The 16,483-nt window shown below is 70.2% G+C and carries 16 protein-coding genes; 11 read left to right on the forward strand and 5 right to left on the reverse strand.

What is annotated here, in order from left to right; translation table 11 throughout:
- The first annotated feature begins 19 nt into the window (after positions 1-19).
- From ABFY20_RS02635 to lipA, 3 genes are all read left to right on the forward strand, one after another.
- The gene (locus ABFY20_RS02635) at positions 20-742 is read left to right on the forward strand and encodes a DUF72 domain-containing protein (RefSeq protein WP_368498404.1); all 723 of its coding nucleotides are present in this window, start codon (positions 20-22) and stop codon (positions 740-742) included.
- Between the two features lie 59 nt (positions 743-801).
- A complete protein-coding gene (gene lipB, locus ABFY20_RS02640; RefSeq protein ID WP_368498405.1) occupies positions 802-1,482 on the forward strand; it encodes a lipoyl(octanoyl) transferase LipB in 681 nt (226 codons plus the stop codon).
- A gap of 86 nt (positions 1,483-1,568) precedes the next feature.
- A complete protein-coding gene (lipA, locus tag ABFY20_RS02645) occupies positions 1,569-2,531 on the forward strand; it encodes a lipoyl synthase (RefSeq protein ID WP_368499850.1) in 963 nt (320 codons plus the stop codon).
- A 42-nt stretch (positions 2,532-2,573) separates the two neighbouring features.
- Here the strand turns inward: lipA and ABFY20_RS02650 are convergent, their stop codons facing one another.
- Positions 2,574-2,810 (reverse strand): hypothetical protein, encoded by a 237-nt coding sequence (locus ABFY20_RS02650; RefSeq protein WP_368498406.1) that lies wholly within the window; start codon positions 2,808-2,810, stop codon positions 2,574-2,576.
- A 151-nt stretch (positions 2,811-2,961) separates the two neighbouring features.
- Between ABFY20_RS02650 and ABFY20_RS02655 the strand changes: the two genes are divergently transcribed.
- The 6 genes from ABFY20_RS02655 (at position 2,962) to ABFY20_RS02680 (ending at position 8,073) form a co-directional block, all read left to right on the forward strand.
- Positions 2,962-3,372 (forward strand): hypothetical protein, encoded by a 411-nt coding sequence (locus tag ABFY20_RS02655; RefSeq protein WP_368498407.1) that lies wholly within the window; start codon positions 2,962-2,964, stop codon positions 3,370-3,372.
- Positions 3,373-3,571: 199 nt separating this feature from the next.
- Positions 3,572-4,051: a VOC family protein gene (locus ABFY20_RS02660; RefSeq protein WP_368498408.1), complete on the forward strand. Its 480-nt coding sequence runs from the start codon at positions 3,572-3,574 to the stop codon at positions 4,049-4,051.
- Positions 4,052-4,139: 88 nt separating this feature from the next.
- Positions 4,140-5,405, forward strand: a complete 1,266-nt coding sequence (locus ABFY20_RS02665; protein WP_368498409.1) for a glutathionylspermidine synthase family protein — start codon at positions 4,140-4,142, stop codon at positions 5,403-5,405.
- Positions 5,405-6,001, forward strand: coding sequence for a hypothetical protein (locus ABFY20_RS02670; RefSeq protein WP_368498410.1), 597 nt, complete (start codon positions 5,405-5,407; stop codon positions 5,999-6,001). Before ABFY20_RS02665 ends, ABFY20_RS02670 begins: the two co-directional genes overlap by 1 nt.
- A 51-nt stretch (positions 6,002-6,052) precedes the next feature.
- Complete coding sequence (locus tag ABFY20_RS02675; protein ID WP_368498411.1) at positions 6,053-6,652, forward strand: DNA-3-methyladenine glycosylase I; 600 nt, start codon at positions 6,053-6,055, stop codon at positions 6,650-6,652.
- A 77-nt stretch (positions 6,653-6,729) separates the two neighbouring features.
- Entirely contained in the window at positions 6,730-8,073 is a 1,344-nt protein-coding gene (locus ABFY20_RS02680) for an aminotransferase class III-fold pyridoxal phosphate-dependent enzyme (protein WP_368498412.1), read from the forward strand.
- A 132-nt stretch (positions 8,074-8,205) separates the two neighbouring features.
- Here ABFY20_RS02680 and ABFY20_RS02685 read toward each other — a convergent pair whose 3' ends face one another.
- Together ABFY20_RS02685 and ABFY20_RS02690 are read right to left on the reverse strand one after the other, a co-directional pair.
- On the reverse strand, positions 8,206-8,856 hold the full coding sequence (locus ABFY20_RS02685) for an NAD(P)-dependent oxidoreductase (protein ID WP_368498413.1): 651 nt from the start codon (positions 8,854-8,856) through the stop codon (positions 8,206-8,208).
- A 156-nt stretch (positions 8,857-9,012) separates the two neighbouring features.
- Positions 9,013-11,361: a transglycosylase domain-containing protein gene (locus tag ABFY20_RS02690; RefSeq protein WP_368498414.1), complete on the reverse strand. Its 2,349-nt coding sequence runs from the start codon at positions 11,359-11,361 to the stop codon at positions 9,013-9,015.
- A gap of 83 nt (positions 11,362-11,444) precedes the next feature.
- On the opposite strand from ABFY20_RS02690, the gene ABFY20_RS02695 reads away from it, so the two are divergent.
- Positions 11,445-11,966 (forward strand): DUF664 domain-containing protein, encoded by a 522-nt coding sequence (locus ABFY20_RS02695; RefSeq protein WP_368498415.1) that lies wholly within the window; start codon positions 11,445-11,447, stop codon positions 11,964-11,966.
- A 13-nt stretch (positions 11,967-11,979) separates the two neighbouring features.
- Here the strand turns inward: ABFY20_RS02695 and ABFY20_RS02700 are convergent, their stop codons facing one another.
- Both ABFY20_RS02700 and purF read right to left on the reverse strand, forming a co-directional pair.
- Positions 11,980-12,447: an NUDIX domain-containing protein gene (locus ABFY20_RS02700; RefSeq protein WP_171706168.1), complete on the reverse strand. Its 468-nt coding sequence runs from the start codon at positions 12,445-12,447 to the stop codon at positions 11,980-11,982.
- A 9-nt stretch (positions 12,448-12,456) separates the two neighbouring features.
- Positions 12,457-13,917, reverse strand: a complete 1,461-nt coding sequence (gene purF / locus ABFY20_RS02705) for an amidophosphoribosyltransferase (RefSeq protein WP_368498416.1) — start codon at positions 13,915-13,917, stop codon at positions 12,457-12,459.
- A 106-nt stretch (positions 13,918-14,023) separates the two neighbouring features.
- On the opposite strand from purF, the gene ABFY20_RS02710 reads away from it, so the two are divergent.
- On the forward strand, positions 14,024-16,366 hold the full coding sequence (locus ABFY20_RS02710) for a cell wall-binding repeat-containing protein (RefSeq protein WP_368498417.1): 2,343 nt from the start codon (positions 14,024-14,026) through the stop codon (positions 16,364-16,366).
- The last annotated feature ends 117 nt before the right edge of the window (positions 16,367-16,483 follow it).

The following is a 16,483-nucleotide window of genomic DNA, read 5'->3' on the forward strand; positions in this document are numbered from 1 at the left end:
CCGGAGTACGGTGACCGGCATGATTCGGGTGGGTACCTCGGGCTGGAGCTACGACCATTGGAACGACGTCCTCTACCCCGCGGGCACGCTGTCGGCCGCCCGCCTCGAGCACTACGTGCGTCGCTTCGACACGGTGGAGCTCAACGCGAGCTTCTACCGCTGGCCGCGCGACGACGGCTTCCGCCGCTATCGTGAGCGGCTGCCGCAGGGCTTCCTGCTCTCGGTGAAGGCACCCCGTGGCCTCACCCACGCCAAGCGACTGCTCGAACCCGAGACGTGGATCGGCAGGCTCACGAGCGGCTTGCACGAACTCGGCGACCGGCGCGGGATGCTGCTCGTGCAGCTGCCCCCGACGATGGTGCGCGACGACGCGCGGCTCGGGTACTTCCTCGCGGCGTTGCCCGGCTGGATGCGAGTCGCCGTCGAGTTCAGGCACCCCAGCTGGAACGACGAGGCCGTGTTCCAGCTGCTCGAGCGCGCCGGAGCGTCGTACTGCGTGCTGAGCGGAGCCGGACTGCCGTGCGTGCTGCGCGCGACGAACGAGGTGGTCTATGTACGGATGCACGGGCCTGACCATGAACACCTCTACGGCGGCTCGTACTCCGACGACGACCTGCGATGGTGGGCCGACCGGGTGCGGGAGTGGGAGGGCGGCGGCCGCGAGGTGCTCGTCTACTTCAACAACGACGGCGAGGGCAACGCGGTACGCAATGCCGAGTCGCTGCTGCATCTTCTCCATTGACCCTACGCCCGAGCGTTCTGCTATTTCTGTACCCAGACCAATTAACCTAGGCTGGCGCTATGACAGTGTTCGTCGACGAAGGAGTGGGGCGGCGGTTCGTGCCGTATGCCGAGGGTCTCGCGCTGCAGTCACGGCTGCACGACGAGGTGACGGCGGGAGTGTCGCCTCCCACGGTCGTGCTGCTCGAGCACGAGCCCGTCTACACCGCGGGCAGGCGCACCGAGCCGTCGGAGAGGCCGGTCGACGGAACCCCCGTCGTCGACGTCGATCGCGGCGGCAAGATCACCTGGCACGGGCCGGGCCAGCTCGTGGGCTACCCGATCGTGCGGCTTCCCGACCCGATCGACGTGGTCGCCTACGTGCGCTCGCTCGAGGCCTTGCTGCTGGATGTCGTGGGGGCGTTCGGCATCGACGCGCACCGGGTGGAGGGGCGGTCGGGTATCTGGGTGACCGAAGGCGGCGGGGGTGGTGGCCGGGGCACTCGCCCACGCGAGAGCAAGCTCGGGGCGATCGGCATTCGCGTGGCGCAGGGCGTCACCACGCACGGCTTCGCCCTCAACTGCTCGAACTCCCTCGAGGCCTACGACGCCATCGTCGCGTGCGGCATCAGGGATGCGGGGGTCACCACGATGAGCGAGGTGCTCGGCCGAAGGGTCGAGCCGGTCGACGTCGTGGCGGAGGTGCGGGCGCGATTCGTGGCCCCGGGCGCCGTGCGCGAGCTGGCGGAGGTCGCGCGATGAGCGGATGCGGGCCTGCGGGCGGTGCCGTGGCATCCGGTTCTCTGCTGGCGCCCGCGGCTCCGGCGCACGCGCCGGGTGGGCGACGGATGCTGCGGCTCGAGGTGCGCAACGCCGAGACGCCGATCGAGAAGAAGCCGGAGTGGATCAAGACCAAGGCTCGCTTCGGCCCGGAATACCAGCACCTGCAGTCTCTCGTGAAGACCCAGGAGCTCCACACCGTGTGCCAGGAGGCGGGATGTCCCAACATCTTCGAGTGCTGGGAGGGCAAGGAGGCGACCTTCCTCATCGGCGGCTCGCAGTGCACGCGGCGTTGCGACTTCTGCCAGATCGACACAGGCAGGCCCGCCGACTACGACCGCGACGAACCGCGCCGGGTGGCGGAATCGGTGCGGGCGATGGGTCTGCGTTACGCGACGGTGACCGGGGTCGCCCGCGACGACCTGCCCGACGAGGGGGCGTGGTTGCACGCCGAGACCGTGCGGCGCATCCATGAACTGAACCCGGGCACGGGGGTGGAGATCCTCGCCACCGACTTCTCGGGCGACCCGGAGCTGCTCGCGGAGGTGTTCTCGTCGAGGCCCGAGGTGTTCGCCCACAACGTGGAGACGGTGCCGCGCATCTTCAAGCGCATCAGGCCGGCGTTCCGGTACGAGCGGTCGCTCGACGTCATCACGCAGGCGCGGGCGGCGGGGCTCATCACGAAGTCGAACCTCATCCTGGGCATGGGCGAGACGCGCGAGGAGGTGTCGCAGGCGCTCGCCGACCTGCACGGTGCCGGATGCGACATCATCACGGTCACCCAGTACCTGCGGCCGTCGCCGCGGCACCTGCCGGTGGCGTCGTGGGTGAAGCCGGAGGAGTTCGTCGAGATCAAGGAGGAGGCCGAGGAGATCGGGTTCCTCGGCGTGCTGGCGGGGCCGCTGGTGCGGTCGTCGTACCGGGCCGGGCGGCTCTGGGCGCAGTCGATGCGGCGGAAGGGCCGGGAGATCCCGCCGGCGCTCGCGGGGCTGGGGGCCGGGGCCGAGGCGGGGTTCGCGCAAGCCGTGTGAGGGTCGGCGCGGCCTGCGCGAGCGTGCGTGCGTGCGCTGGCGTCAGCGTCTGCGGCGGCGGTCGCCCGGGGTGCGCCAGAGGCCGGGGTAGCGCAGTCGTGCGACCACCACCGCGAGGGCGAAGAGCCCGCCGAACAGCAGCAGGCCGGCAGGGTTGCCGTTCACCGCGGTGAACACGAGCGGCACCACGGCGAAGACCGCGAGCAGCGCCACGCCCACCACGACGATCGCGACGACCAGCACGCGGGCGCTTCCGCCTCGGCCGGGATCGTCGCTCATGCCTCCATGTAACACCGCCGGCCCGCTCGGCGGTGCCTCGTGCACAGCTGCACCTCCGCGAGAGTTATCCACAGATCCTCCTCGGTGGCACCTGACGCACCTCGGAAGTCTGTAGCTTCTCCGATCAGTCGAACCGGTCGAGAGGAGATACATGCACCAGGTGCTGGCGATGATGGTGGCCACCCTGTGCGCCCTGGGGGCGGGTGGTGCGGGGGCCGGTAGCCCCGGCGATGCGCCGTGGCCGCCGGCGCCGGTCGACGATCCCGATCCGGTGGTGGTGGAGGTGCCGGCCGGGTGGCCGGAGGCGGAGAAGACCGAGGCGTGGCGATGGGTCACGGTGCAGGGCGACACCCGCGCCTGTGGGCTCCGGCACGGGCTCGACTACCGATACGACGCGCCCTGGCCCGAGGGCTCCCCGCCCGCGGAGTGGCAGCCGCTGTTCGAGGCGCCGACCTGGCCGGCCCCGGTTCCCTCGCTCGTCACGGCCTGCTTCACCCGGGCGCTCGACCTCTCCGGCCGCCCGCCCGACCGGCGCGGCCTCGTGAAGGCTCTGGCGACATGAGTGCCCGTGGTGCAGGGTGGGTGGCACGCGCCCACCGCCTCGCAGGTGCACACGCGCCCGCGCGGCGACGCGCACACGCGCCCGCGCGGCGGCGCCCGCACGCGTCCACGCGCACCTGCGCCGAGACGACCCTGACGACACTGACGACACTGACGACCCCGACGACAACGACCACGACGACCACGACAAAGGAGCGACGATGCAGCAGCGGGCAGACTTCCTCACCGTGTCCACCTCCGATCTCGATGCGGCACGCGCCTTCTACCGCGACGGGCTCGGCTGGCAGCCGCTGCTCGACGTGCCGGGCGAGATCCTGTTCTTCCAGATCGGCCACGGCCTCGTGCTCGGCCTGTTCGACGCGCACGCCTTCGACCGCGATCTCGAGGGCGACCCGACCGCACCCGAGAACGCCGCTCCGGTGCCGAACGCACCGGCGGCCCCTGCCGGCTTCACTCTCTCGCACAACGTCTCCTCTCCCGAGGAGGTCGACCAGGTCGTCGAGCGGATGCGCGCGGCCGGCGGCACCGTGCGCAAACCCCCGCAGACCGCCGCGTTCGGAGGTCGCCATGGGCACGTGCTCGATCCCAACGGTGTGCTGTGGGAGATCGCCCACAACCCCGGCTGGAGCGTCGACCCCGACGGCACGGTGCGGCTCGAGGCCGTGGAGTCCGCGGAGTAGAGCCGGGTTCGGCCCCAGGCCGACGTGCCGTGCGCATCCGTTCATCACCCGCGCTCACGCCCGGTCGCTCGGGTAGGCTCACCGTGTCATGCGCCGCACCGAGATCTCACCGCGACCGAACTGGCGCGAACGCTGCGACGCCGTCGGGTTCACCTTCTACGACCTCGAGTCGGAGGGCGGGCGACCGTATTGGAGCGAAGCCGCCGCCTACGTGTTCGAGCCGCCCGAGATCGAGCTGCTCGAGCAGGCGACGACCGAGCTGTTCGCCCGCTGCATGGACGCCGTGGAGTTCGTCGTCCGCCAGGGCCGCTTCGACGAGTTCGGCATCCCCCCGCAGTTCCACGCTCTCGTGCGCGATTCGTGGGACGACGACGACCCCACCGTCTACGGCCGCTTCGACCTCGCCTACCACGACGGCCGCGCCCGGCCGGGCGACGCCCACCGCGCATCCGCCCCCACCGTCACCCTGCTGGAGTTCAACGCCGACACCCCCACCTCCCTCGTCGAGACCGCCGCCGCGCAGTGGCAGTGGCTCGAGGAGCAGAAGTCCCGGGGTGTGCTCCCCGAAGGCGCCGACCAGTTCAACGCCGTGCACGAGCTGCTCGTCGAGCAGTGGGAGCACATCCGCTCGGCCCGTTGGGGAGTCGCGCCCGGCACCCGTCTGCACCTGGCCTCCCTGCGAGACACCGGCGACGGCGAGCTCATCGTCGAAGACTTCGACACCGTCGCGTACATGGCCGAGACGGCGAAGGCCGCGGGCTTCGACCCGAAGCTCGTCTTCATGGAAGACCTCGCGTTCAGCATCGACCGCGGCGTCTTCCTCGACGCCGACGACGAAGAGGTGCACCGCATCTTCAAGCTGTACCCGTGGGAGTGGATGATCACCGAGCAGTTCGGAGCCTTCCTCCCCAACAGCCGCTTCGTCACGCGGTGGGTCGAACCGCCGTGGAAGCTCCTGCTCAGCAACAAGCAGCTGCTCGTGGTGCTCTGGGAGCTGTTCCCCGGGCATCCGAACCTCCTCCCGGCGTTCGCGTCACCGGATGCGCTGCCCGATCGACGAGCGGGCTACGTCGCCAAACCCCGCCTAGGCCGCGAGGGCGCGAACGTGCGTGTGATCGACGGTTCGGGCTCCGTCGTGGCGGAGAACGACGGCGGCTACGGCGAGGAGGGCTTCGTGTTCCAGGAACGCGCGCGCTTCACTCCGATCGACGGCAAGACCGCCGTGGTCGGCAGCTGGGTGGTCGGCGAGACCCCGGCCGGCGTCGACCTGCGCGAGACCGGCGGCCCCATCACGGGCGACCTCGCCGAGTTCGTGCCCCACCTCATCCTCCCGGCGGGAACGGAGACGATCTGATGGCAGCTCGTACCGGCAGACTCGAGCTGAGCGGCATCGGCGCGGCCCACCGCGCCCGAGCGCGTGCCGGGGGCGTCGGCCTCTCGCCCGCCGCGACGCGCGGAGTCGCCGTCGCCTCCATCGCCGGCGCGGTGCTCGCCCTCTCGGGGTGCACCCCGACCGAGGAGGGGATCGTGCTGGAAGGCGCCGACGGCCAGAAGTACGTGGTTCCCGACAGCGCCGAACGCCCGATGTACGACTCGAAGGAGGCCTGCATCGCCGATGTCACCGAGCAGATCGCCATCCTCGAGCGGCAGGGCGAGCAGATCGTCGACACACCGGAAGAGCTCTGCGAGCCCTCGAGCAACTACCCGAACGCGCACTACGGCCACGCCTGGCTCGGCCCCATCCTGTTCGCGGGGTCGCGCTGGGCCTCGCCGAACGTGGCCGGCTGGTCGAACGTGGCGTCGGGTGGGTTCGCGGCCCCCGGCTCGAAGCTGCAGAGCGACGTCGTGTCGCCCGCGCCCGCGGGTGCGCAGACCGGGGAGCGCGCGCCGCTGAAGAGCGGCTTCGGCTCGTCGGGCAAGTCGGGCTTCGGCTCCACCGTGGGCGGCTGAGCGGATGCGCGGGCCCGCCACGATGTCGGTGGTGACCGCCAGGATGGGTGCATGAGCGACGCCGACCGAGACGCCTTCGACCCCCACGACGGCACCTGCGGCTGGGCCAACGGCAGCCCGGCCATGCGCCGCTACCACGACGCGGAGTGGGGGGTGCCGAGTCGCGACGACCGCCATCTGTTCGAGATGCTGCTGCTCGAGGGGGCGCAGGCGGGCCTGTCGTGGGCGACGATCCTCGGTCGCCGTTCCGGCTACGCCGCCGCGTTCCACGACTTCGACGTCGATGCGGTGGCGACGATGGGCGACGACGAGCTAGAGCACCTCATGGCCGAGCCGGGAATCATCCGCAACCGCCTCAAGATCTTCGGCGCGCGCAAGAACGCGCTGGCCTTCCAACGGGTGCAGCAGGAGTTCGGCTCCTTCGCCGCCTACCTGTGGGGGTGGGCGCCGGGTGGTGAGCCGATCGTCGGCCATCCACGCGGCCTCGGCGACCTGCCGGCCACCACCGAGCTCTCCGACCGGCTGAGCAAAGACCTCAAGAAGCGCGGCTTCACCTTCGTCGGGTCGACGATCGTCTACGCGTACCTCCAGTCGACCGGGGTGGTCGACGACCATGTCGACACCTGCCCTCGCAAGGGAGTCGGGCGATGACAAGCGCATCCGCCCGATTGTCAGACAAACGCGCACGCCTCGCTGCCGGCGGGCACCTCGACGGATAGGCTCGGGTCATGGCTTCCAGCGACTTCTCCGTGCCCCAGCAGCGCAAGCTCGTCACCGAGCTCCCCGGCCCCCGCTCGCGGGAACTCCACGCCCGGCGGCGTGCGGCGGTCTCGCGCGGAGCCGGTACCCTCGCCGACATCTACATGGACCACGGGTCGGGCGCCATCCTCGTCGACGTCGACGGCAACCAGATCATCGACCTCGGCTGCGGCATCGGCGTCACCACCATCGGCCACGCGCATCCTGAGATCGCGGCGGCCGCCGCCGCTCAGGCCGACAAGCTCACCCACACCCTCTTCACCGTCACGCCGTACGAGAACTACGTGAAGGTCGCCGAGAAGCTCGCCGAGATCACGCCGGGCGACTTCGAGAAGCGGTCGATCCTCGTGAACTCGGGTGCGGAGGCAGTCGAGAACGCCGTGAAGATCGCCCGCAAGTACACCGGCCGCCGCGTCATCGCCGCGCTCGACCACGCGTTCCACGGCCGCACCAACCTCACCATGGCGATGACCTACCGCCCCTGGCCCGAGCGCGCGGGCATGGGCCCGATGCCGGGCGACATCTTCAGCGTGCCGATCAGCTACCCCTTCCGCGACCCCGAGGGCATGACGGGTGAGGAGGCCGCCGAGCGCACCATCGACTACATCGTCACTCACATCGGCGCCACCGAGCTCGCCGCGCTCTTCGTCGAGCCGATCCAGGGCGACGGCGGCATCATCATCCCGGCACCGGGCTACTTCAAGCGGCTCAGCGAGTTCTGCACCGAGAACGGCATCGTGTTCGTCGCCGACGAGATCCAGGCCGGCATCGCCCGCACGGGTGCCTGGTACTCCATCGAGCACCACGGGGTCGTGCCCGACCTGGTCACCAGCGCGAAGGGCATCGCGGGCGGCTTCCCGCTCGCCGCGGTCACCGGCCGGGCCGAGATCATGGATTCTGTGCAGCCCGGCGGCGTCGGCGGCACCTTCGGCGGCAATCCCGTCTCCACCGCCGCCGCGCTCGCCGTGTTCGACCTGGTCGAGCGTGAGAACCTCATCGGCGAGGCGCAGCGCGTCGAGAAGGCGTTCTTCGACCGCATCGGCGACTGGCCCTCGCGCTTCCCCATCGTGGGCGAGGTTCGCGGCAAGGGCGCGATGATCGGTGTCGAGCTGGTGCTGCCCGGCACGAAGAAGCCGAACCCCGAGGCGCTGAAGGCCGTCATCCAGTACGCCGCCTCGCAGGGGGTCATCGTGCTCGACGCGGGCAGCTGGGACAGCGTGCTCCGCTTCCTGCCCTCCGTCGTCATCAGCGAGGAGCTCATCGACGACGCCGCCACCGTCATCGAACAGAAGCTCACCGAGCTCTCCGCCTGACGGGAGGCCCGTCTGCTCACCCATCCCCGGGTTCTCACGCACAAAGTCCGTGAAGAACGACGTTTACACGGACTTTGTCCGTGAGAAACGCGGGATGGCGGGGTCGGGGCGGCCGGGGCCGCCCCGACCGCCTCAGGCGATCGCGGTGAAGCGGGCGCGGTGGTGGGCGGGGCTCTCGATCTCGTCGACGATGGCGAGGGCCAGGTCAGCGGCCGAGATGGTCGACGCCCCCGACTCGTCGCGCAGCAGCACGTCGCCGCCGAGGGTGTAGCTGCCCTTCGTGTCGGTGCCGAGCCACGACCCGAAGTCGGCCGGGGGGCTCACGTAGAACCAGTCGAGCGACTCGGGGCTCGAACCCAGCAGCTCGAGGGCGTTGAGGCCGGTCTCGATCTCGGGCTTCACCTCGGCGGGGAGTTCCTCGTGGGTGACGTCCCAGAGCCGCGGCCCGCCGGGCTCGACCTGCAACGAAGATGCTCCACCGACGTACCCGAGACGCGTCGGCGTGCCCGCCAGGCGTTCCACGAGCTCCGACACGATCGGCTCGAGCTTGCCCGCCATGTCGCCCCGCGGCGACAGCGCGATCACGACGGCGTCGCGACCCTCGACGACCCGGTCGAGCACCGCGGAGTCGAGCGCCGACCCCTCGACGTAATCGACCCCGTCGACGGGCTGCTCGGCGGCCGTGCGGCTCACCGCGGTCACCTCGTGCCCGCGCTTCTTCGCCTCGGCGACGATAGCCGCTCCCGCGTAGCCCGTACCGCCCAAGACCGTGATGCGTGCCATTGCCGTTCCTTCTCTCGTCGTGACTCCGCCACCCTACGGCTCGCGCCGCCCGGGCGTAAGTACGCACTTCCCGGTAAGCCCACCCCGGCGACCTGCCGTCACGCGCGGACTCCGGATGCGCATCCGCACCCCGATGGTCCCGGAGGGGGAGCGGCGTCAGCCGCCCGCGCCGGCGGCAGGTGTCGGGGTGGGCGCGGCGGGCGCCGGGGGCGCGGGGTCGACCGGCTCCGGGTCGGGCGCGGGCTCCGGGTCGGGGGCAGTCGTGGGCGCGGGGGCCGGCGCGGGAGCCGGTGCGGGAACGGGCGCCGGGGTGGCGGTCACCGACGGGATGGGGTCGGGCGCGTCGGAGTCGTCGGAGCTGTCGAACCGTGAGCTCGAGCCGTCGACAAGGGCCTCGTCGGGCTCGGGGAACTCGCCGCCCCCGCGCAGATCGTCGTTCGCCGTCATCACGGCCCGCCAGATGCGGTGGCGCACGGAGGAGCCCGTCCAGTCGTTCGGATAGACCTCGGTCATCGACACGTTGCCACTGACGTTGCCCACCCAGACTGCCGTGGCGGCGGCGGTGGAGGCGCCGACCATCCACGTGTCCTTCTCGTTGTCGGTGGTGCCGGTCTTGCCGATGTGGGTGATGCCGTCGTAGGGGTTGGAGGCGGTGGCCGTGCCGCTCTCGATGGGCCCGAGCATGGCATAGGCCACGGTGGAGGCGATGGTCGGGTCCCAGGCCTGGTGGCAGTCGGCGTTCGGCGTCGCGATCTCCTGACCGGAGGGATCGACGATGCGGTCGATGGCGACAGGGGCGCAGTAGACGCCGTTCGCGGCGATGCCCGCGTACGCGGCGGCCATGGTCACCGGCGCGATCTCGTTGGTGCCGAGCACCGACGAGGGCTGCGAGTCGAGCTCGTTCCCGTCGGCGCGATGCACGCCGAGCTCCTCGGCAGTCTTCTTGATGTTGCACAGGTCGAGCTGCTGCGACATGGCCACGAAGGCGTTGTTCACCGAGTTGGTGAGGGCGCTCTGCACCGACATCGTGCCGGGGCGCGAGCTGCCGTCGTTGGCGGGCTCCCAGCTGCCGCTGACCGGCTGACAGCTGTTAGGGATGGTCGCCATGTCCCACGTGGTCTCGTTGCCGCTCACCCGGTCGGAGAGGGTGTGGCCCTGCTTCAGCCACTCCGCCAGCGCGAACACCTTGTAGGTCGAGCCGACCTGGAACCCCGAGGAGCCGCCGTAGTCGATGTCGGTGTTGTAGTTCACCGCGGTGGCCCCCGGCACCTGCGTGTCGGGGTCGTCGTCGAAGGTGGTGTTCTGCGCCATCGCCAGGATGCGCCCGGTGCCGGGCTCGACGGTCACGATCGTGGAACCCAGGTCGGCGCCGGCGTAGGTGGCGGGGATGTACTCGGTCATCGTCTCGTGGGCGTTGGCCTGCAGCTGCGTGTCGAGGGTGGTGTAGATCTCGTACCCGCCCTGCTTGAAGTGCTGCCAGCGCTCGTCGGCGGTGTCGCCGAAGGTGGGGTCGTTCTTGACGATCCAGGTGACGTAGTCGCAGAAGTACGCCGCGCCGTCGGCCGCCGCCTGGCAGCCGGTGGTGGGCTGCGTGATGTTCGGTGTGACGGGGGTGGCGACCGCCTCGTCGTACTGCTGCTGCGTGATGGCCTTCTGCTTGAGCATCGACGCGAGCACGTCTTCGTCGCGCCGCGCCTTGTTGGCCTCGATGTTCTCGGGCTCGTCGATGCGCAGCCCGTTCGGCTCGTTCACGGTCGCGGCGAGGGTCGCCGCCTGGGGCAGCGTGAGGTCGGCGGCGCTCACGCCGAAGTAGTACTGCGCGGCGGCCTCGATGCCGTAGACGGAGCCGCCGAAGTTCGCGATGTTGAGGTAGCCGAGCAGGATGTCGTCTTTCGAGTACTGCTTCTCGAGCGCGATGGCTAGGCGCATCTCGCTCATCTTGCGGTCGAGCGACTCGGTGGTGGCGGCTTCGTAGGCGGCGTCGCGTTCGGCTTTCGTGTCCATCATCTCGGCCTGCTGCACGAGGATGTTGCGCACGTACTGCATCGTGACCGTCGACGCTCCGCTCGAGACGCCGCCGGATGCCACGTTGCCGACGGCCGCCCGCAGGGTGGAGGCCACGTCGACGCCCGAATGCTCGTAGAAACGCGGGTCTTCGGTGGAGACGACGGCATCCTTCACGAATTGCGACACCTGGTCCCAGCCCACCTCCTGACGGTTCTGGTCGAACACGGTGGCGAGCAGGGTGTTCGAGCCGTCACTGTTGGTGGCGTAGATCTCCGACTTCTGAGCGAGCTCGCCGGGCCGGATGGAATCGGGCAGCGTGTCGAGGGCGGTCGCGGTGCGCGAGGCGTAGACGCCGGTGACCGCCATGGCGGGCACGGCGAGCACGGTGACGAGCAGGGCGGCGGCGATGCTCAGAGCCAGCATCATGCCGAGGGGGCGCTTCGTGCCGTCGATCAGGCGCTGGAAGGCGCTGACGACGCGGAGGGGACTTTCGGGCATATCGGCCAGGGTACGGCGCGTGATGGTGAAGACGCTGAAAAGGGCCCGTCCGCGCGCTGGGCGCGTGTGCCTATGCTGGCGGCATGACGACCACCATCGATCTTCTCGAAGATGCCTTCACGCGCATCCGCGACACCGTCCGACGTGCTGCCGGAGAACTCACCGATGTGCAGCTCACCGCCCGGGTGGCACCTGAGGCGAACACCATCGCGTGGTTGGTCTGGCACCTCACCCGCGTGCAGGACGACCACGTCGCCGAGCTCGCCGGAACGCCGCAGCAGTGGGAGTCGGGTGGGTGGCGCGAGCGCTTCGCGCTGCCCTTCGCCGCGGATGCGACGGGGTACGGGCATTCCTCCGAGGAGGTCGGGCAGGTGGCGGGCGCCGGTGTCACGAGCGAGTCGCTCGTCGGCTACCACGAGGCGGTGTACGCCGCGACAGTCGCGTTCCTGCGCTCGCTCGCCACCGGAGCCGAGGCGCGACTCGATACGGTCGTCGACGAGAACTGGACCCCTCCGGTGACGATGGCGGTACGACTCGTGAGCGTCGTCTCCGACGACCTCCAACACGCAGGCCAGGCGGCGTTCGTGCGGGGGCTCGTGGCGTAGGGGCCCGCCCCGCTCAGCTGACGAAGCGGGCAGCCTCCACGCCGTCCAGGGCGTGACGGATGCGGGCGTGCATCTCGTCGCTCATCTCGGGAAGGGCGTCGAGGGGGAACCAGCGCACGTCCGTGTTCTCCCCGTCGGCGGGGAAGGGCTCGCCCGAGACGTAGCTCAGCCGGAACGTGATGTCGAGGTACTGCGACACGTCGCCGTTCGGGTAGACGATCGTGGGGATCACATGCACCCAGGCCAGGTGCTGCGCCTTCGCGTGGATGTCGGCCTCTTCGAGCACCTCCCGCACGGCGGCGATCGCGGGCTCCTCGCCGGGGTCGACGATGCCGGTCACAGGCGTCCACGCTCCGTTGTCGCTGCGCCGCACCAGAAGCACCTCGTCGCCGCGCACCACCACCGCGGTCACCCCGGTGAGCCACAGGGGTGCGTGCCCGATCTTCTCCCGCAGCTCGAGCACGAAATCGGGGGTCGCCATCGCCTGCTCCTAGCTGTTCTGAGTGACCTCGACCCAGGCCAGGTACTCGGGGCTGACGGTGCCGGTCACGTAATCGCCGGTGAAGCAGCTCATCTCGAGGTCGGTGACGAGCGAGGAGCCCTCGGTGATGGCCTTCCGCATGTCGTCGACCTCCTGGTAGATGAGATGGTCGGCGCCGATGGCCGCGGCGATCTCGGGGATCTTGCGGTCGTGCGCCACGAGCTCGTGCCGCGACGGCATGTTGATGCCGTAGACGTGCGGGAAGCGCACGGGGGGTGCGGCGCTCGCGAAGGTGACCTTGTTCGCTCCGGCGGCGCGCGCCATGTCGACGATCTCCTTCGAGGTCGTGCCGCGCACGATGGAGTCGTCGACGATGAGGATGTTCTTGCCCTTGAACTCGGTCGACATCGCGTTGAGCTTCTGCCGCACCGACTTCTTCCGGGCCGCCTGCCCGGGCATGATGAACGTGCGCCCGACGTAGCGGTTCTTGTAGAAGCCCTCGCGGTACTCCACGCCGAGCTTCTGGGCGACCTGCATGGCGGCCGGCCGCGAGGAGTCGGGGATGGGCATGACCACGTCGATGTCGCCCATCGGGGTGTAGCGGGCGACCGTGTCGGCGAGGTAGTTGCCGAGACGCAGTCGCGCCTCGTACACCGAGATGCCCGACATCACCGAGTCGGGCCGGGCCAGGTAGACGTACTCGAACGAGCACGGCACCAGAGCGTGCTGCGGGGCGCACTGCTTGGCGATGAGCTCGCCGTCGAGCGTGATGAACACCGCTTCGCCCGGCTCGACGTCGCGCACGATGTCGTAGCCGAGGCTCTCCATGACGAGCGACTCCGAGGCGACGATGTACTCCATCTGCCCGTTCTCGAGCAGTCGCCCGCCGATGGTGAGGGGGCGGATGCCGAACGGGTCACGGAAGGCGAGCAACCCGTGCCCGGCGATCATCGCGATGGTCGCGTACGAGCCCTCGACGCGCTCGTGAACCCGCGACACCGCGGTGAAGATCTGCTCGGGGTCGAGCGAGAGGCCGGTGATCTGCGACTGCAGCTCGTTGGCGAAGACGTTCAGCAGCACCTCGGTGTCGGAGTCGGTGTTGAGGTGCCTGCGGTCGATGTTGTAGAGCTCGCCGGTGAGCTCGCGGGTGTTCGTGAGGTTGCCGTTGTGCACCAGGATGATGCCGTAGGGCGCGTTCACGTAGAACGGCTGCGCCTCCTGCTCCTTGGCGGCGGAGCCCTGCGTCGCGTAGCGCACGTGCCCGAGGCCCATGGTGCCGAGCAGCGACCGCATGTCGCGGGTGCGGAAGGCCTCACGCACCTGGCCCTTGGCCTTGACGCTGTGGAAGATGCTGCCCTCGGCCGTGGCGATTCCCGTCGAGTCCTGCCCCCGGTGCTGAAGCAGGAGGAGTGAGTCGTAGACGAGTTGGTTGACGGGCTCGGCCGAAACGATGCCCACGATGCCGCACATTGCATCGATTCTATCGTGCGCATCCGGGTGTCTTGTCGGGGGAGGGAGGTGGTGCCCTAGGATGAGCGCATCCGGACCGGGGGGCCCGGCTTATCGAGAGGCACCGATGCTCCGCATCACGCTGCGCTCCGCGCGCGCCACAGCAACCGTCCTGCTCACCGGCACAGCACTCGTGGCGGTCTCCGCCCTCGGCGTCGCGCCGGCCTCGGCGAGCACCGAGCCCGATCCGGCAGGGGGTGAGGTGCTCAGCGCCATGCCCGACTTCTCGCTCGAGTCCTACAGCGCCGCAGCCGCCGGGCTTCCCGCCGAGCTCACCGAGGCACTCGCCGCAGATGTCGGCGAGAGCGCCGAGGAGTACCTCGCGGGGGCCGACGCGGCCTTCGCCGCGAGCGCGGTGATCGACGGTCTCGAGGCGCAGGGCGTCGTCGTCGCCGACTCGCGGCTCGACGGCACGACCCTCGTCGTCACGGTGCTGAGCGACGCCGAGGTGCCGGCCGTCGAGGCCGCGAACGCGGTCGCCGAGGTCGGCGAGGCTCCTGGCCGCGACCGATACGCCGACGCGTCGATCGCGTCGTTCGCCGATCTCGTCGGTGGTCAGGGCTACTACTTCACCGACGGTTCCGGCCGGGGTTACGGATGCTCGACAGCCTTCAACGGACTCGACCGCTCGGGTGGTGGTGAGCAGTTCGTCACCGCCGGCCACTGTCAGGGCGCGGGTGGCAACGGTCGCATCGACCAGATCGTCGAGAACCGCCCGAACGACCCCGACGGCCGCCTCGGCAGCCGCCTCGGCCAGCAGGTCGCGGGCAGCTACCGCTTCGGCAACGAGTTCGACGGCGGTCTGGTTTCCACCGCATCCGGCTGGAACGCCCGCGGCTTCGTGGGCACCTGGAACTCGGGTGCCAACAACGGCGCGGTGACCGCCGGAACGCCGCAGCTCGTGCGCGACTACGGCGACGCCGTCACCGGCCAGACCGTCTGCAAGTCGGGCCGCACCACGGGCTGGACCTGCGGCAAGGTCGCCGCGGTCGACCAGCTCGTGGGCGTCGACGACGTGCAGGTGAACGCCGACATCGTGCGGGGGCTGTGCAGCGACCACGGCGACAGCGGTGGCGCGGTGGTCTCCGGCGCCTACGCGATGGGGCTCATCTCGGGCGGCACCACAGACGCCTGCTCGGGCGGCATCACCGCGGTGTTCCCGATGATCGGCGGTTCGGAGAACGGCCAGCCCTACGGCTCGATCGTCACGCTCGCCACGAACTGGTGGCTGAAGGTCGCCGCCCCCGGGCCGGCGGTGAACACCGTCGTGGGGCCGAACGGGCTGGTCACCGGAACGCTCCCGGGCGGCACGGGCAACTACGCGGTGCGCATCGCCGTCGACGGCGGCGAACCGCTCATCGCCGACGTCATGCCCGACCTCAATTGGAACCTCACGGTCCCGGGCCTCACGCCCGGCATCCACAGCTATACCGCCTACTCCACCTTCGGTCCGGGCGACGCGCAGTCGCAGAGCGGCTCCGTGTCGGGCTCGCTCTTCGTCGGCTCGGTCGACCGCATCGCGGGCGCCGACCGGTACTCGGGTGCGGTGGCGATCGCGCAGCGCGCGTTCCCCGGCACCGCTCCCGTGGTCTACGTGGCGACCGGTCTCAACTACCCGGATGCGCTGAGTGCCGGCCCCGCCGCCGTCGCTCAGGGCGGCCCGCTGCTGCTCGTCACCCAGAACGAGGTGCCGGCGGTGGTCGCCGACGAGATCCGTTCGCTGCAGCCCGAGCGCATCGTGGTGGTCGGCGGTCCCAACTCGGTGTCGGGCGGCGTCGTAGCGACGCTGAAGACGCTCGTGCCCGGCGTCGGCGTCGAGCGCCTGGCGGGGGCCGACCGCTATGCGGCCAGCCGCGCAGTGGTCTCGGCGGTCTTCCCCGAGGCAGCGCACTCGTTCGCGGCGACCGGGACGAACTTCCCCGACGCGCTCTCGGCAGGGGGAGCCGCCGGGTCGGCGCTCGAGCCGGTCGTGCTGGTGAACGGATCCCAGCCCGCGGCCGACAAGCCCACGCTCGACCTCTTCCGCGACCTGAAGGCGCAGTCGATCACCGTCGTGGGCGGGCCGAACTCGGTCTCGAGCGGCGTCGCCGACTCGCTGAAGACCGTGCCCGCGGCCGTCGACCGGGTGTCGGCCGAGAACCGCTACCTCACCTCGATCGCACTCAACCGGGCGTCGTTCGAGACGAGCAGCACGGTGTACCTCGCGACGGGTCTGAACTTCCCCGACGCCTTGGCCGGTGGTGTGCTCGCGGGCCTCGACGACGCTCCGCTCTACGTGGTGCCCACCGATTGCGTGCCGCAGGGCGTGCTGAGCGACATCGGCAGCCTGGGTGCGACCGAGGTGGTGCTGCTCGGCGGGCCGAACTCGCTGACGCCGGCGGTGCAGAAGCTCACCGCCTGCGCGAGCTGATTGGAGAGCGTGCGGTGATGCGCATCCGAGGGTGACGATGCATTCATAGTGTCGCCCAAGGAGTGGTCAATGGTGCTGATAGACGGCGTTCATAGCGTCGACGAGTCAGTTGTCCGT

The organism is Herbiconiux sp. A18JL235, assembly GCF_040939305.1.
In the GTDB taxonomy this organism is placed as follows: Bacteria; Actinomycetota; Actinomycetes; order Actinomycetales; family Microbacteriaceae; genus Herbiconiux.

What these genes read in the sequence shown, in the direction of transcription:
- ABFY20_RS02635 (WP_368498404.1), top strand. Translation starts at nt 20, where the DNA reads ATGATTCGGGTGGGTACCTCGGGCTGGAGCTACGACCATTGGAACGAC.
- lipB (WP_368498405.1), top strand. Translation starts at nt 802, where the DNA reads ATGACAGTGTTCGTCGACGAAGGAGTGGGGCGGCGGTTCGTGCCGTAT.
- lipA (WP_368499850.1), top strand. Translation starts at nt 1,569, where the DNA reads ATGCTGCGGCTCGAGGTGCGCAACGCCGAGACGCCGATCGAGAAGAAG.
- ABFY20_RS02650 (WP_368498406.1), bottom strand. Translation starts at nt 2,810, where the DNA reads ATGAGCGACGATCCCGGCCGAGGCGGAAGCGCCCGCGTGCTGGTCGTC.
- ABFY20_RS02655 (WP_368498407.1), top strand. Translation starts at nt 2,962, where the DNA reads ATGCACCAGGTGCTGGCGATGATGGTGGCCACCCTGTGCGCCCTGGGG.
- ABFY20_RS02660 (WP_368498408.1), top strand. Translation starts at nt 3,572, where the DNA reads ATGCAGCAGCGGGCAGACTTCCTCACCGTGTCCACCTCCGATCTCGAT.
- ABFY20_RS02665 (WP_368498409.1), top strand. Translation starts at nt 4,140, where the DNA reads ATGCGCCGCACCGAGATCTCACCGCGACCGAACTGGCGCGAACGCTGC.
- ABFY20_RS02670 (WP_368498410.1), top strand. Translation starts at nt 5,405, where the DNA reads ATGGCAGCTCGTACCGGCAGACTCGAGCTGAGCGGCATCGGCGCGGCC.
- ABFY20_RS02675 (WP_368498411.1), top strand. Translation starts at nt 6,053, where the DNA reads ATGAGCGACGCCGACCGAGACGCCTTCGACCCCCACGACGGCACCTGC.
- ABFY20_RS02680 (WP_368498412.1), top strand. Translation starts at nt 6,730, where the DNA reads ATGGCTTCCAGCGACTTCTCCGTGCCCCAGCAGCGCAAGCTCGTCACC.
- ABFY20_RS02685 (WP_368498413.1), bottom strand. Translation starts at nt 8,856, where the DNA reads ATGGCACGCATCACGGTCTTGGGCGGTACGGGCTACGCGGGAGCGGCT.
- ABFY20_RS02690 (WP_368498414.1), bottom strand. Translation starts at nt 11,361, where the DNA reads ATGCCCGAAAGTCCCCTCCGCGTCGTCAGCGCCTTCCAGCGCCTGATC.
- ABFY20_RS02695 (WP_368498415.1), top strand. Translation starts at nt 11,445, where the DNA reads ATGACGACCACCATCGATCTTCTCGAAGATGCCTTCACGCGCATCCGC.
- ABFY20_RS02700 (WP_171706168.1), bottom strand. Translation starts at nt 12,447, where the DNA reads ATGGCGACCCCCGATTTCGTGCTCGAGCTGCGGGAGAAGATCGGGCAC.
- purF (WP_368498416.1), bottom strand. Translation starts at nt 13,917, where the DNA reads ATGTGCGGCATCGTGGGCATCGTTTCGGCCGAGCCCGTCAACCAACTC.
- ABFY20_RS02710 (WP_368498417.1), top strand. Translation starts at nt 14,024, where the DNA reads ATGCTCCGCATCACGCTGCGCTCCGCGCGCGCCACAGCAACCGTCCTG.